Genomic DNA, 14,226 nt, shown 5'->3' with positions numbered 1-14,226 from the left:
TTTGGATTTCTTTCGGTGATCTAGGTAACGGCTTCGTAACGGCAAGGATCCGGAACGCGGGGGGCTGCTCCGCCGCGTCGATTACCCTGGAGACGTCGCGCGCACGCGTCGACGCGACGACGAGAGGACGGGCGAGTGCAGACCCGAGGTGCACGAGTGGCTCGCGGCGTCGCCGCCGCTCTCGCAGCGACCGCCACGGCCGCCGCCTCCCACACGCTCGCGGGCGCCGAGACCCCCGCTCCTGCCGTGCTCGCCCTCGCCGCGGCGTTCGCCGTCGTCGTCTGCGTCCTCCTCTCGGGGCGCCGTCCGTCCCTTCCCCGGCTGACGCTCTCCGTGCTCCTCAGCCAGATCGCGTACCACGGCCTCTTCCTCATCACGGGCAGCGGTGGGGAGGTGAGCGTGGTCGGGACGACGGGCACCGGCGCGCACTTCCACGATGGGGCGACCATCGAGCTGATCGCCGGCGGAGGCGGACACGCGGCTCACGCGCCGGTGATGCTCGTCGCCCACCTCGCTGCGGCTGCCTTCACGATCGCGGCGTTCCGGTACGGCGAGCGCCTCTTCTGGACGCTGGGAGCAGGCCTCCACCGCGTCGTCGTACGGATCGTCGCCCGCGCGTCCGCGGTCGCGCTCCCGTCGGCACCCTGCGTCTCGATGACTCGCACCCCCGAGCCGCGGGCGCCCCGATCCCTCGACGCGGTCCTCTCGATCCTCCGGCACCGCGGGCCGCCGCTGCGGGTCCTCCGCGCCGCCTGACGCCCCTCCCGTGCGGGAGCGGCTCCGGTCGGCGCCTCCGCACGCACCGCAGACCCGCGCTGCGTCCAGAACTCCCGGCCCCGCGCCGGATCTCCCCCGAGGACACGACCGTCATGACCCGTTCTTCTTCTTCTTCTTCCTTCTCGCGGCTCCGCCTCGTCGGCAGCGGCGCACTCGTCGCCGCCGGATCGATCGCGCTCGCTGTCGCCGCGCCCACGGCGGCCAGCGCCCACGTGACCGCGGCGGCGAGCAGCACCGCCGCCGGCTCGTACACGGTGGTGACGTTCTCGCTGGCCCACGGCTGCGAGGGCTCGCCGACGACGGGACTCACGATCACGATGCCCGACGGCATCAACTCGGTCAGCCCGACGATCAACCCGAACTGGGACGTCGTGAAGAACGAGGTCGCGATCGCCGACCCGGTCACCGACTCCCACGGGAACACCGCGACCAAGCGGGTCTCGGACGTGGTCTACACGGCGAAGACGCCCCTCGCCGACGGCTACCGCGACACCGTCGCCCTCCAGCTTCAGCTCCCCGAGGACGCAGCCGGCTCCACACTGGAGTTCCCCGTGCTGCAGACGTGCGAGACCGGCAGCACCGCCTGGGACCAGCCGACCGTCGACGGCCAGGACGAGCCCGAGCTGCCCGCTCCCACCGTCGCGGTGACCGCCGCGGAAGCGGGGTCCGGCCACGAGGCCGGACACGACGACGACGGCGACGGTGACGACGCGGTCGCGACCACCGCCTCGGCGACGACTGCCACGAGCGGCGACGACGTGCTCGCCCGCATCCTCGGAGTCGGCGGGCTCGTCGTCGGCGCGGTCGGCGTGGCCGTCGGGCTCGCCTCCCGCCGCCGCGGACCCCGGGCGTCGGCGTGACCCGTCGGAAGGCCCTCGTCGCCGCTACCGCGATCGGGCTGCTCGGCTCGATCGCGGTGGCGGCGCCCGCCAGCGCGCACAACTACCTCGTCTCGACAACTCCCGCTGCGGACTCGACCGTGACGGAGCAGCCGGGAACGCTGGTGCTGACGACGAACGACGACCTGCTCGTCCTCGGGACAGACGGAGCGGCGGCGGCTCTGCGCGTCGTCGGGCCGGACGGGCTCTACTACGGCGACGGCTGCGTCAGCGTCGTCGGGCCGGAAGCGTCGATGCCGCTCGAGCTCGGCGCGGCGGGGGAGTACGAGGTGACGTGGCAGGTCGTGTCGACCGACGGGCACCCCGTGTCGGGCCAGTACGCGTTCGACTGGGCGCCGGCCGACGGGACCGCGCTCGCCGACGGGGCGGACTCGGTCCCGGACTGCAACGGCACCGTCGCGGTCTCAGGAGGACAGGCCGAGTCCGCCGACGAAGCGCAGGCGACCTCCGGATCGGACCCGGCATTCCTCGGGGACGTCCTGTGGATCGGCGGCGCTCTCGCCGCGGTCGCCGCCGCCATCGGAGTGACGCTCCTCGTGCTGCGACGGCGACCCCGCGACTGAGGCTCGTGAGCCTCCTGGGGTGGCGGTCGGTCAGTTCAGGAGGCTCGCGAGGGGCCCTTCACCGAGACCGGTGAGGACGGCCGCCGCGTCCTCGTAGACGGCGACGGCTCCGGCCTCGCGGAGTTCGGGCTCCGAGGTACCGCCGGAGAGGACTCCGACCGTTGCCAGGCCCGCGCGCTCGGCGGCCAGGACGTCCCAGGTCGCGTCGCCGACCATGACGGCGCGGTCGACGGAGACGCCCGCGCGGTCGAGCGCGATCGAGATCAGGTCGGGTGCTGGCTTGGCGGTCGAGACGTCTGTGCCGCTGGTGACAGCGTGGACGGAGCCGCCGAAGTCGAGGACGTCGAGAAGCACGTCCAGCTCGTTCTGCGGTGCCGAGGTGGCGAGGACGACGTGGACGCCTCGACCGACGAGCGTCGCGACGAGCTCGCGAGCTCCCGGGAGTGGAACGATGCGTGCTGTCGTCTCGGCGTAGTTCTTGGTGTGCAGCGACTTCAGCAGTGCGCGCTGCTCCTCCTTCACGTCGTCCTCGAGGAGCATGTCGAGCAGCTCCGACGAGTCTGCGCCGATCGCTCGTTGGATGCGCCAGGCGGGCACGACGAGGTCGGCCTGCCAGAAGGCGCGCGACCACGCCTCGACGTGGAGGAAGTTCGTGTCGGCGAGGGTCCCGTCGATGTCGAAGAGCACCGCCGAGGTCCCCGTCGTCGCGTCTTTCCTGTCCTTCGTTCCTGCCATGTCGCTGCCCCTCTTGTCGCTTCCGCGCCTATCGGCCCGTGCCGTCCACGCTACGCGGGCGCGCCGAAGCGGGCCCGCCCCTTGACCTGCCCGTCCACGCCACCCGACCTGCCCCTTGTCACGCCCCGCCGGTCCCGGTCGGATCGTGTCCGCCCTCCGTCCCGTTCCCCGGCTCCCCGGGCCGGGTGACATGCTGCCGTCCCGTCGGGCTCGTCCAGCGCAGCGTGCCGTCCGGCTCCTGCCGGTGGGTCCACCCCGTGGTGTGGCGGAGCCGGTGGTGGTGTCGGCAGAGGTGTGCGAGGTTGTCGGCCGACGTGGTGCCTCCGTGCTGCCAGTCGTTCGTGTGGTCGACGTCCGCGTGGCGGGTGCTGTGGGTGCATCCCGGGAACCGGCAGGTCCCGTCGCGGTGCTGGAGGTGGCGACGCAGGTCCGCCGGCACTCGGTAGGAGTCGCGTCCGACGGAGAGGACCGCTCCGCTCTCCGGATGGGTGAGCAGCCGCGTGAACGAGGGAGCACCTGCTGCGAGACGCCGCGCGGTCTCCGGATCGACGGGTCCGTATCCGTCGAGGACCGCGGGCTGGTCGGAGCGCCCGAGGAGGGTCAGTGCAGGCACGGTCACCGCGACTTCGGCGCGCACTCCCGCCGGCATCGACGTGCCGTCTCCCTCGGCCGATGTCTCCCCGTCGACCAGCAGCGCAACGGCGATGTCCGCGCGGAGCTGGCCCAGCGTCCGCTCCTCGTCCGGCAGATCCGCGAGGGAGCGGGCGGCCCGGTCGATCCTGTCCATCGCGCCGAGCGCATCGGGAGCTGCGGTGTAGAGGTGCAGGATCGCCATCCCGTCGTCGAGGCCCTCCACCCAGAGCGCGCGACGACGGGCGCAGTCCCGATGACGTTCGCTGAGCGTCTGCGGGTGCAGCCGTTCCCGGAGCGACCGGAGGGCGCGTCGCAGCTGGGGCGGCGTGCAGGCTACCGCGATCGTGGCGGCCTCCTCGTCGAAGCGCCCACGGACCTCGGCGGGGACGTCGAGCGCTCCTCGCACCACGAGTCGCGCGTGCTCGGGGGAGAGCGCTCCGTCCGCGAGTGCGCGCAACGTCGCCGGGAGGTCGTTCACCAGCAGGCGTGCCTCGTCGACCAATGCAGAGGCGTGCGCCTCCGAGACCCGGAGTCCCGTCGCGAGCTCCGCGATCAGCGCCCGGTGCGCCGCCTCCGCCCGATCCACCTGCACCTGGACGTGCTCGCCGACGAGAACCGCCGGTGCCGCCATCGCGAGGCGGCGTGCCTCCTCGACTGCCCGGTACCGGGATGCCTCGACGGCGGACCGCTCAGCGTGCCGTGAGCCGGCGAGCGCGAGCGCCTCCGTGAGCGCGTCGTCTACTGTCGCCGATTCCTTCATGCCCTGATCTCACCGGACGAAGTCTCGTCGTGGACCTCGGGACCGCCGTTTCATCGGACAGCATCGCGAAGAGCCGCCTGTGGAGGAAGTTCCCGCCCCCCTCACACCTTCCGCGGCACCGTGAACACGGTCTCCACTCCGGCCGAGTACAGCACCGAGTCCGGCGCGCGCGTCGCCAGCCCGGGGAAGCCCGCGGCGTCGAGCAGCCCGTCGTCGAGCGCCAGCAGTTCCGCGCGGCGCAGCGGCCACGGCCGGTGCAGGTTGCGGCCGTACCAGGTGGAGCCCAGGTGGCGCTCGTGGTAGGCCCAGCGTGCAGTGAGGAACGAGGCGAGCGGGTCCTCGCCGACCGGGTCGCCCGGGCGGACGACGATCCGGGAGCGGGCGGCCGAGTCCGAGTGCCGGATCGTGTCGTAGATCACCGCGCCGTGGCGGTGCTCGATGCTCATCCGGGCCCAGCGGTAGGGGAGCCCGAACACCGCCTGCGCGGTGAGCACGGGAAGGAGGTGGTAGGCGTCGAGCGAGACGAACACGACTCCGCGTCGTCCCTGCTCGTCGACGGAGTAGAGCCGGACGTTCACCTCGGGGAAGGTGCCGAGCCAGGGCACCCGCGGGCCGCCGAGGAAGGCCGTCCGCGAGAGCCGGAACGGGATCAGGCCCACCCAGGAGGAGCCGTCGTGCTCGTCGGGCCTCGTCCCGGCCGGGAGGTGGGGCGCCACCAGGGCGGGGTCGACCCGCCAGTGCAGGAACGTCGCCTCGGTCCAGCGCTGCTTCAGGATGCGCGGTCCGCCGAGCGCGGGCGCGGAACGGGTGACGGGTTCGACGGAGCTCACGCGCCCATCGTGCTCCGATGTGCTGCGAGCTCGCCCGTGCAGGCGCGCTCAGCGGCGCGCGACGAGGGCCTTCAGTGTCTCCAGCACCAGGGCCACCGGTGCGGAGGAGGCGGCGGAGTTCCGCACGACGGCCTCGAGGGAGCGGACGGGCCGGGGACGGACGACGGGCACGGCGCGGACGCCGTCCGGGAGGCGGTGGGCCGCGAGCTCCGGCAGGACCGTCACGCCCATGCCCGCGGCGACGAACGCGGCGGCGGTGATGTGGTCGTTGGCCTGGACGTGGAAGGGCGGCGCGAACCCGGCGGCGGCGCAGGCCTCCACGACGTTCCGGCGGCACCAGCCGGTGGGCAGGTCGTTGTCGACCCAGCGCTCGTTCGCGAGCTCGGCGAGGTCGATCTCGCTCCGGGAGGCGAGCGGATGACCGTCGGGCAGGACGACGAGGTAGGGGTCGTCGAGGAGGTGGTGCGCCGTGAATCCGGGGGCGGTCGGCTCGGAGGAGGCGACGAGGAGCTGCACGTCGGGGCGCGCTCCGACGTCGTCGTCGAGCTCCTCTCCCAGGCGCAGATCGAGGGCGAGGCCGGGGAACGCGGCGGTCAGCCGGCGGGCGACCTCCGGCATCCAGGCGCTGCCGACGGAGGCGAAGTACGTCACCGAGAGGCGGCCGGAGCGGCCCTCGCGCAGCTCCTCCACCACGGCCTCCGCTTCGGCGAGGCGCTCGAGGACGCGGTCCGCCTGGGCGGCGAGGGCGCGTCCGGCTGGGGTCGGGCGGACGCCGCGGCCCACCCGCTCCAGCAGGGTCAGTCCGGTCTCGCGCTGCAGAGCGGAGAGGTGCTGGCTGACGGCGGAGGACGTGTAGCCGAGGCTGGAGGCGGCTCCCGCGATCGAGCCGGAGGCGACGACGGAGCGGAGGATGCGGAGCCGGTGCACATCGAGCATGAGACGACCGTACAGTCCGGCTGAACGATCCGACAGTGAACGGAACTGGTGCTGAATCCCCGGCAGCGCCACGATGGCCTCATGACCGACGTCTCCTCCTCCGCCCCGCCCTCCACGAGGGACGCCCTCCTGCTGTGGGGAGCGATCGCGGTCACCGTCCTGCTCTGGGCGTCGGCCTTCGTCGGCATCCGCGCCACGACGGAGGACTTCGGCCCGGGCGCGCTGACCCTCGGCCGCATCGTGGTGGGGTCGCTCGCGCTCACGGTGGTGCGCGTCGTCCTCATCGCCCGGAGGCACCGCTCGGAGGCGGCTCCGGATCCGCGCACGGCGGTCCCGCGCGGGCGCCTCCTCCTGCTCGTGCTGGGCTGGGGGGTCGCCTGGTTCGGGGTCTACAACCTGGCGTTGAACGCTGCGGAGCGGCATGTCGACGCGGGGACGGCGGCGCTGCTGGTGAACATCGCGCCGATGATCACCGCCGTGCTCGCCGGGCTGCTGCTGGGGGAGGGATTCCCCCGCCGTCTCCTCGCCGGGATGCTCGTGGCGCTGACCGGCGTCGCGGTGATCGCGTTCTCCACCTCCACCGGGCAGTTCGACGTGATCGGCGTCGCCCTCGGCCTGGTCGCCGCCGTCGTCTACGGCAGCGCGGCGACCCTTCAGAAGCGCCTGCTGGGACGGATCGACGCACCGACGATGACCTGGCTCGGCTGCCTCGCCGGCACGGTCGCGTGCCTGCCCTTCGCCCCGGAGCTCGTCGAGGCGCTCGCCGCCGCTCCGCTCTCCTCGATCCTGGCCGTGGTCTACCTCGGGATCTTCCCGACGGCCGTCGCCTTCACGACGTGGGGGTACGTCCTCGCGCGCTCCAGCGCGGGTCGCACCGCGGCGTCCACCTACGCGGTGCCCGCGGTGGTGGTGCTGCTGTCCTGGCTCGTCCTGGGCGAGACCCCGCCGCTCGCCGCGCTGCTCGGAGGCGCGCTCGCCCTGGCCGGAGTCGCGGTGGCGACGCTGCGGAGGCGCCCGAAGGCGGTCTGACCGGCGGCGGACGCTCCTCCACAGCCGCCCGATCGCGTCGAGTCCTCGGGCGAGGCGGCTCGCGGGGATCCCGCGGGAGGGCCCGGGATATGCTGGGCGGACGTTCATCCCAGTCGGCGCCGAGCGCCAGGAACGGTGAGGATCCCGATGACCGAGGCCCTGCAGCCGCCCGTCCAGAACGCCCTCTCGCTCACGCCTCCGGAGCCGGTGGCGGCGGTGCCGACCACCTCGGCGCCGTCGATCGCGCCGAAGGTGCCCGAAGCCGCCCTGCCCGGCCTCGAGGCGAAGGTCGACGGCTACCTCGACACGCTCCTGGCGACGGAGTCCCGCAGCCCCGAGTTCGCGACGCGGGCCAACGACATCCGCACGATGGGCGACGCGGACATCCGCTCGGCCGCCGACTCGTCGAACCGGCTGCTGAGCACGCCGGTGCGCGCCCTCCAGGAGGGCGGGCTCTCCGAGGGGTCGACCATCGGGAAGACGCTGCTCGAGCTGCGCCGCACGGTGGAGGATCTGGACCCGTCCGAGGACAACCTGCAGAAGAAGATCCTGGGCTTCATCCCGTTCGGCAACAAGATCACCGACTACTTCCGCCGCTACGAGAGCGCCCAGTCGCACCTGAACGCGATCATCCAGGCCCTGTACGACGGGCAGGACGAGCTGCGGAAGGACAACGCGGCCCTGAACCTCGAGAAGCAGAACCTCTGGGAGACGATGACCCGTCTCAACGAGTACATCTACGTCGCCGAGCGGCTCGACGTGAAGCTCTCGGCGAAGATCGCCGAGCTCGACGCCACCGACCCGGAGCGGGCGAAGGCGCTGCGCGAGGACGTCCTCTTCTACGCGCGCCAGAAGCACCAGGACCTGCTGACCCAGCTGGCCGTGTCGATCCAGGGCTACCTCGCGATCGACGTCGTCATCAAGAACAACGTCGAGCTGATCAAGGGCGTCGACCGGGCGACGACCACGACCGTCTCGGCGCTGCGCACGGCGGTCATCGTGGCGCAGGCGCTCGCCAACCAGCGCCTCGTGCTCGATCAGATCACGGCGCTGAACACCACGACGTCCAACATGATCGAGGCCACCTCGCGCATGCTCGCCGACCAGTCGGCCTCGATCCAGTCGCAGGCCGCCTCGGCCACGGTCGGGCTGCCGCAGCTGCAGGCCGCGTTCGCGAACATCTACCAGACGATGGACTCGATCTCGGACTTCAAGATCAAGGCGCTCGACAGCATGGCCCAGACCGTCGGAGTCCTGCAGACCGAGACGGCGAAGGCCGGCGAGTACGTCGAGCGGGCCCGCCGCAGCAACTCGGACATCGACGCGACGTCCTCGCTCGATCTCGGCCGCTAGCCGATGGGCTGGTTCTCCCGACTGTTCACGGGTGCCCCCGCGGTGCCGGAGGAGGCCGCGCCCGCTCTGCCGAGCGTCCCGACGAGCGACGACATCCTCGCGGCGCTCGACCGGGTCGGCACGCGGACGGAGGGCCGGGTTCCCGGCATCGTCGCGGCACGCATCCAGCGGATCGACGAGACGGTCCGCGAGATGGTGCCCCGTCTCGACCGCCTCGGCGGGATGAGCCGGCAGGGCCACACCGTCGTCGCGACCGCGACCAGCTACCTCCCCGAGGCGGTGGAGGGCTACCTCCGCCTGCCGAGGGACTTCGCCGACCGCCGCGCCGTGCACAGGGGGAAGACCTCGCTGATGATCCTCTGCGATCAGCTCGACCTCCTCGGAGGCACGCTCGACCGCATCTCGGACGCCGTCTCGCGGCAGGACGCCTCGGCGCTGATCGCGCACGGGCAGTTCCTGGCCGAGAAGTTCACGGAGTCCTCGCTCTCCCCGAGCGGTCTCGACGCGCCTCCGCAGCCGGGAGCGCCGTCCGGATCCGGCTCGCTGACCCCGCCGAGCGCCTCGTGACCGCGCTCGCCCCGGCGCTGGACGCCCTCGTGCTCGCGGGGACGGCCGCCGGCCTCGACGCCGCGGCCGTCCGCGACGAGGGTGCGCGGCTGGCCGCCGCCGTCGCCGAGTCGATCCGCGGCGCCGGACAGGACTGGCTCGCCGCGACCGGCGCGACGGGCGGTCTGGAGGCGTTCTTCACCGCCGCCTCGAGCGGCCGGCGCTGGCGGTCGGGGCCGACCGATCAGCTGGCCGCCCTGGTCGGCGCGGGCTCTCACCACTCCTCCGCCTACGCCCGCGCCCTGACCGAGGTCGTCTCGGCGGCCAGCGCTCTCGGCGACCCGGGCATCGGCGGCATCGCCTCCGCCTCCGCGACCGCCGCGGCCCAGCTCTCCGCCGTCCCGGGCGCTCGGGGCGCCGCTCCGACGACGAGCGGAGGAGTACCGCACACTACCGGCCGGACGCCGGACGGTGCCGCGAGCGCCGACCTGCCGACCGGTCTGCCCGCCGGCGTGCCCGGGGTCGACGAGATCCTCGAGCGCCTCCGCCGGACCGAGCACGACGGTCCACAGGACGAGCCGGTGCCCGCCGCCGCTCCCGCCGCGGAGCCCGCCTCCGAGCCGGAGCCGCTCGACCCGCCGGAGTCCATCGACGACCTGCTCGCCGAGCTCGACGCGCTGATCGGCCTCGACCGGGTGAAGAGCGAGATCAAGCGGCAGACGCAGCTGCTCCGGATCGACACCCTGCGCCAGGCCGCCGGACTCAGCACGCCCACGCTCACCCGCCACCTCGTCTTCACGGGGAACCCCGGCACGGGCAAGACGACGGTGGCGCGGCTGGTCTCGCGGATCTACCGCTCGCTCGGCATCCTCTCGAAGGGCGTGCTCGTCGAGGTCGACCGATCGGAGCTGGTGGCCGGCTACCTCGGGCAGACCGCGACGAAGACCGCGGAGGTGATCGCCTCCGCGCGCGGCGGCGTCCTCTTCATCGACGAGGCCTACGCGCTCGCGCTCGACCAGTACGGCGCGGAGGCGGTCACCACCCTCGTGAAGGACATGGAGGACCACCGCGGCGACCTCGTCGTGATCGTCGCCGGCTACTCCGGGCCGATGCAGGGCTTCCTCGACACGAACCCGGGTCTCGCCAGCCGCTTCTCGACCACGATCGACTTCGCCGACTACTCCGACGACGAGCTCTCGGCGATCTTCGGCCGCCTCGCCGCCTCCGCGGACTTCGAGCCGACGGAGGAGGCGCTCGCCGCGTTCGCGGGCCTCGCCTCGGCGCAGCAGCGCACGGAGGCGTTCGGCAACGGGCGCTGGGTCCGCAACGTCCTCGACGCGGCGATCGCCCGGCACGCCTGGCGCCTCCGCGACGTGGAGGAGCCGACGCTCGACGAGCTGCGCATCCTGCTCCCCGAGGACGTGGTGGAGAGCCCCGAAGCCTCGAGCAGCCCGGACGGAGCCGGCGACGACGACGAGGGCGCGGTCGACGGCTCTGAGGAGGCCTTCGGGCAGGCGGACGCCGCCCCGAGCGGCGCGGCCGTCCCCGTCACCGACGACCCCGAGGAGGAGAGCCGTTGAGCACCGCACCCGCCGCGCCGCCCGCGCAGAGGATCCCCGAGCCGCCCCTCGTCCAGGTCGCCAACCGGCCGGCGCAGCGGAGGCCGTCGCTGCTGGCCCGCGCGACCGCGACCACTCCGGCCACCCTGCGCCTCCTGCTCGCCCTGACGGCGCTGGCGGCCGTGCTGTTCGGCGTGTTCGCGCAGCAGGCAGGAGCGATGCAGGCGCGCGCCGCGACCACGGCCCGGGAGCAGTCGGCGCAGCTGCTCGGAGTGCAGAACGTCCGCACGCTGCTGGTGGACGCCAACGCGATCGCGGCCAACACCTTCCTCGTCGGCGGACTGGAGCCGACCGAGCTGCGGGCGTCGTACGTCTCGAGCCTCACCGGCGCCGCCTCCGCGATCGCCGGGCTCTCGGCAGCCGACTCGGCGGACACCCGGGCCCTCGCCCGGGTCGCCAGCAGCATCACGACCTACAGCGGGCTGATCGAGCAGGCGCGGGCCAACAACCGGCAGGGCTTCCCCGTCGCCTCGGCGTATCTCGACCAGGCGTCGACGGCCCTCTCGGGAGACGGCGGCATCCTCGAGGACGTCGACGGACTCGTCGACTCCGGTGCCGACCGGGTCGCGGCCGCCTACGACGCCGTCCGCTGGAGCGTCCTGCTCATGATCGGCTCGCTCGTGATGCTGGTCCTCCTCCTGGCGGCGCAGCTCTGGCTCGCCCGCCGTACGCACCGCTACCTCAACCGCCCGCTCGCCACGGGGACCGCCCTCCTGCTGGTCGTCGGCGTCGGCGGGGCGCTCGCCTACGGATCGGTCGCGGCGGACGCGGGGACGGCGCGGGTCGAGTCCTACCGCGAGGCGCTCACCGTGTCGAACGCGCTCATCGCCGCGAGCGACGCCAAGTCGCTCGAGAGCTTCACGCTGATCAAGCGCGGCTCCGGCGCCGCCCTCGAGGAGCGCTACACCCAGGCCGTCGACTCCGCCCGGGAGAAGCTCTCGGGCGACCTGCAGGACGAGCTGGCGAGGACACGGCTCGTCGACGAGTTCGGGCAGTGGCAGTCGTTCCACGAGGAGATCCGGGAGGCGGACGACGCCGGGAACTGGGACCAGGCCGTCCGCGTCGCCACGATCACCGGGAACGGCACGCCGAACGACCTCTTCACCACCTTCTCCGACGACGCCCGCGACGTGGTGCAGGAGAAGGCCCTGGCCGCCGCCGCCACGCTCGACAGAGGTGCGGAGTTCGCGACCCTCGTCTCGTGGATCCTGCTGGCGGCGGGTCTCGCCGGAGCCGTGTTCGCCTGGCGCGGCATAGCCCAGCGACTGGAGGAGTACCGATGAACCGCCTGCGCGCCGCCGCCCTCGCCCTGGCCACCGCCGCGGCACTCGCCCTCACCGGCTGCACGACGGGGGCGGACGACCTCGGCACGCCCCTCGCCGCGGCGACCCCGACTCCGACGGCGAGCGCGTCCGCTCCCGCCGCTCCTGCCGCGGCGGACTGCTCGCCCTCGGCGGTCACCTCCTACGCGCCGACCGGCGTGACCGACAGCACCAGGCTCGCGGAGATCCGCGGGCGCGGGACCCTGCGCGTCGGCGTCTCGGCCGACACCCTCCTGATGAGCGCCCGCAACCCGATCACGGGGGCGATCGAGGGCTTCGACGTCGACATCGCCCGCGAGGTCGCCCGGGCGATCCTCGGCAGCGACTCCATCGACTACGTCGTGATCACCTCCGCTCAGCGCCTCCCCGCGCTCACCGGCGGCGACGGCGCCCCGCAGGTCGACATGGTGGCCCGCACCCTCACGATGACCTGCGATCGCTGGAGCTCGATCGCCTTCTCGTCCGAGTACTACGACGCCGGCCTCAAGGTGCTCGTCTCCGACGACCCCGACGGAGTCCCGATCACGGGCATCGGCGACCTCGACGGCGAGAGGGTCTGCGCGCCCAGCGGCACCACGACGCTCAGCCGCCTGCAGAACGACTACCCGGAGGTCGAGGCCGTCGAGGCCGCCACGCACTCGCAGTGCCTCGCCCTCTTCCAGGCAGGAGAGGTCGACGCCATCGCGGGCGACGACACGATCCTCGCGGGCTTCGTGGCGCAGGACCCGTACGCGAAGGTCGTCGGCGACGCCCTGAGCTCGGAGCCCTACGGCCTCGGCCTGCCCGCCGACGACCCCGACTTCGTGCGCTTCGTCAACGCCTCGCTCGAGAGCATCCGCAGCGACGGCCGCTGGCAGAGCATCTACGAGCGCTGGCTCGGGGTCCTCGGCGAGGCCTCGCCGCCGGCCCCGGTGTACGGCCGATGAGCACCGGTCTCGCGGAGGGGACCCCCGTCGCTCCGGGCCGGCTGGGGGAGGCCGCGCCGCAGCGCGAGCTCTTCGAGTACCTCGCCGCTCTCACCCGCTGGCTCCAGCGGACCACGCGAGAGCTCTCGCGGCTGGACGCCGCCGCGCTGGCGTCGCCGCAGGCCGAGAACTACACGGCCGACGTGGTGCTCGCCCAGTCGCTCCGCGAGTCCGTCACCCGGCGCCTCGCCGAGCTCGAGGCGGTCTGGGACTCCGGCCGCGTCGACGTCGTGGCGCGCGAGCGGATGTCGCAGCTGATCTGGGGCCGTCTCGACGCCTCCGGGAGCGGCGCGGTCTCGCTGGTGGAGGCGGTGCGCCTCTGCGACGCGGTCGTCGGCCAGCTGCGCTCCCGGCTCGAGCTCGACCCCAGCGGCACCGACGTCGCCGGACGGATCGTGGGGGTGCGCGCCGAGATCGAGCGCTGCCGCGACCTCACCCGTGACGGCGGCGGCACGGTCGACCGCGAGCGGGCGGAGCGGGTCGCCGTGCTGCGGTCCCGCCTCGACGCGCTCGCCGAGCGGGCGGGCCGGGGAGCCGACGTGTCGGGGCCGCTCGGCCAGCTCGAGAGCGACTCCGCCCGGCTCGAGCGCGACCTGATCATCGCCGCGTCCGAGCGGCGCGGACTCGAGCGCGACCGCCGTCGGGCGCGCGAGCTGGCGGAGGCGGCCGAGCACCGCGAGGCGCCGCTGCGCGAGCTCGTGGCCCGCTGCCGCCGCGAGATCGCCGACCCGCCGCGGCTGGCCGTGCCCGACGTCTCCCGGCTGGGCGATCCTCCGTCCGACCGCGAGGCGCTCGACGCGCACCTCGCCCGGCTCACCGCCGTCGGCCGCGCGTTCGACGCGGTCGAGGCCGCCTACACCTCGCCGCTGCGCGAACGGGCCGCCCTGGGCTTCCGCCTCCGGGCGCTGCGGGAGCGGGCCGAGGGCAACGGCCGCGCTGCCACCGCCGTCGGCGTCGCGGCCGAGGAGGAGGTGCGCGCCGCCCTCGACGCGGTGCCCTGCTCCGTCCCGCTCGCCCGTCACCTGGTCGAGCAGTACGACGTCGTCACCCGCGACCTCCCGCACCCCGACCCCGCGCACCACCGGAAGGCCACCCCATGAACGGCGCCCCCTGCACCGCGACTCCCGGCTGCACCGGAACGATCGAGGACGGCTACTGCAACGTCTGCGGCCTCCCGCCCGAGGAGGGCGCCGCCGCCTCCACGCCGACCGTCGCGCCCGCGGCCGACGGCGGTGCCGCAGTGCGAGCAGAAGCGCTTG

14 protein-coding genes are annotated in these 14,226 nt (G+C 73.6%); 10 read left to right on the top strand and 4 right to left on the bottom strand.

What is annotated here, in order from left to right; genetic code table 11:
• The first annotated feature begins 156 nt into the window (after positions 1–156).
• The 3 genes from C5C69_RS07670 (at position 157) to C5C69_RS07660 (ending at position 2,239) form a co-directional block, all read left to right on the top strand.
• Complete coding sequence (locus C5C69_RS07670) at positions 157–756, top strand: hypothetical protein (protein ID WP_104233125.1); 600 nt, start codon at positions 157–159, stop codon at positions 754–756.
• 113 nt (positions 757–869) lie between these two features.
• Positions 870–1,637, top strand: a complete 768-nt coding sequence (locus C5C69_RS07665) for a YcnI family protein (RefSeq protein WP_104233126.1) — start codon at positions 870–872, stop codon at positions 1,635–1,637.
• Complete coding sequence (locus C5C69_RS07660) at positions 1,634–2,239, top strand: copper resistance CopC family protein (protein ID WP_104233127.1); 606 nt, start codon at positions 1,634–1,636, stop codon at positions 2,237–2,239. The genes C5C69_RS07665 and C5C69_RS07660 overlap by 4 nt, the downstream gene beginning before the upstream one ends.
• A gap of 30 nt (positions 2,240–2,269) precedes the next feature.
• Here the strand turns inward: C5C69_RS07660 and C5C69_RS07655 are convergent, their stop codons facing one another.
• The 4 genes from C5C69_RS07655 to C5C69_RS07640 form a co-directional block, all read right to left on the bottom strand.
• Positions 2,270–2,974 carry an HAD family hydrolase gene (locus C5C69_RS07655; protein WP_104233128.1) on the bottom strand — a complete coding sequence of 235 codons (705 nt, stop codon included), beginning with the start codon at positions 2,972–2,974 and terminating at the stop codon, positions 2,270–2,272.
• A gap of 118 nt (positions 2,975–3,092) precedes the next feature.
• Entirely contained in the window at positions 3,093–4,367 is a 1,275-nt protein-coding gene (locus tag C5C69_RS07650) for an HNH endonuclease signature motif containing protein (RefSeq protein ID WP_104233129.1), read from the bottom strand.
• Between the two features lie 101 nt (positions 4,368–4,468).
• Complete coding sequence (locus C5C69_RS07645) at positions 4,469–5,197, bottom strand: YqjF family protein (protein WP_104233130.1); 729 nt, start codon at positions 5,195–5,197, stop codon at positions 4,469–4,471.
• Between the two features lie 48 nt (positions 5,198–5,245).
• Positions 5,246–6,133: a LysR family transcriptional regulator gene (locus C5C69_RS07640; protein ID WP_104233131.1), complete on the bottom strand. Its 888-nt coding sequence runs from the start codon at positions 6,131–6,133 to the stop codon at positions 5,246–5,248.
• Positions 6,134–6,214: 81 nt separating this feature from the next.
• On the opposite strand from C5C69_RS07640, the gene C5C69_RS07635 reads away from it, so the two are divergent.
• From C5C69_RS07635 to C5C69_RS07605, 7 genes are all read left to right on the top strand, one after another.
• Positions 6,215–7,162, top strand: a complete 948-nt coding sequence (locus C5C69_RS07635) for a DMT family transporter (protein ID WP_104233132.1) — start codon at positions 6,215–6,217, stop codon at positions 7,160–7,162.
• Between the two features lie 147 nt (positions 7,163–7,309).
• Positions 7,310–8,515, top strand: a complete 1,206-nt coding sequence (locus C5C69_RS07630) for a toxic anion resistance protein (RefSeq protein WP_104223833.1) — start codon at positions 7,310–7,312, stop codon at positions 8,513–8,515.
• A gap of 3 nt (positions 8,516–8,518) precedes the next feature.
• On the top strand, positions 8,519–9,082 hold the full coding sequence (locus C5C69_RS07625; protein ID WP_104233133.1) for a hypothetical protein: 564 nt from the start codon (positions 8,519–8,521) through the stop codon (positions 9,080–9,082).
• Complete coding sequence (locus C5C69_RS07620) at positions 9,079–10,641, top strand: AAA family ATPase (RefSeq protein WP_258065108.1); 1,563 nt, start codon at positions 9,079–9,081, stop codon at positions 10,639–10,641. The genes C5C69_RS07625 and C5C69_RS07620 overlap by 4 nt, the downstream gene beginning before the upstream one ends.
• Complete coding sequence (locus C5C69_RS07615; protein ID WP_104233135.1) at positions 10,638–11,963, top strand: hypothetical protein; 1,326 nt, start codon at positions 10,638–10,640, stop codon at positions 11,961–11,963. Before C5C69_RS07620 ends, C5C69_RS07615 begins: the two co-directional genes overlap by 4 nt.
• On the top strand, positions 11,960–12,928 hold the full coding sequence (locus C5C69_RS07610; RefSeq protein ID WP_104233136.1) for a glutamate ABC transporter substrate-binding protein: 969 nt from the start codon (positions 11,960–11,962) through the stop codon (positions 12,926–12,928). Before C5C69_RS07615 ends, C5C69_RS07610 begins: the two co-directional genes overlap by 4 nt.
• Complete coding sequence (locus C5C69_RS07605; protein WP_104233137.1) at positions 12,925–14,067, top strand: hypothetical protein; 1,143 nt, start codon at positions 12,925–12,927, stop codon at positions 14,065–14,067. The genes C5C69_RS07610 and C5C69_RS07605 overlap by 4 nt, the downstream gene beginning before the upstream one ends.
• The last annotated feature ends 159 nt before the right edge of the window (positions 14,068–14,226 follow it).

Origin of the sequence: Rathayibacter sp. AY1C7, assembly GCF_002931865.1 — a bacterium.
Taxonomy (GTDB): Bacteria; Actinomycetota; Actinomycetes; order Actinomycetales; family Microbacteriaceae; genus Rathayibacter.
This window is presented reverse-complemented; position numbering and strand designations above follow the sequence as displayed.

Excerpts from the sequence above, each read along its gene's own strand:
- C5C69_RS07665 (WP_104233126.1), top strand. The coding sequence starts at position 870 with ATGACCCGTTCTTCTTCTTCTTCTTCCTTCTCGCGGCTCCGCCTCGTC.
- C5C69_RS07655 (WP_104233128.1), bottom strand. The coding sequence starts at position 2,974 with ATGGCAGGAACGAAGGACAGGAAAGACGCGACGACGGGGACCTCGGCG.
- C5C69_RS07650 (WP_104233129.1), bottom strand. The coding sequence starts at position 4,367 with ATGAAGGAATCGGCGACAGTAGACGACGCGCTCACGGAGGCGCTCGCG.
- C5C69_RS07640 (WP_104233131.1), bottom strand. The coding sequence starts at position 6,133 with ATGCTCGATGTGCACCGGCTCCGCATCCTCCGCTCCGTCGTCGCCTCC.
- C5C69_RS07635 (WP_104233132.1), top strand. The coding sequence starts at position 6,215 with ATGACCGACGTCTCCTCCTCCGCCCCGCCCTCCACGAGGGACGCCCTC.
- C5C69_RS07630 (WP_104223833.1), top strand. The coding sequence starts at position 7,310 with ATGACCGAGGCCCTGCAGCCGCCCGTCCAGAACGCCCTCTCGCTCACG.
- C5C69_RS07625 (WP_104233133.1), top strand. The coding sequence starts at position 8,519 with ATGGGCTGGTTCTCCCGACTGTTCACGGGTGCCCCCGCGGTGCCGGAG.
- C5C69_RS07610 (WP_104233136.1), top strand. The coding sequence starts at position 11,960 with ATGAACCGCCTGCGCGCCGCCGCCCTCGCCCTGGCCACCGCCGCGGCA.
- C5C69_RS07605 (WP_104233137.1), top strand. The coding sequence starts at position 12,925 with ATGAGCACCGGTCTCGCGGAGGGGACCCCCGTCGCTCCGGGCCGGCTG.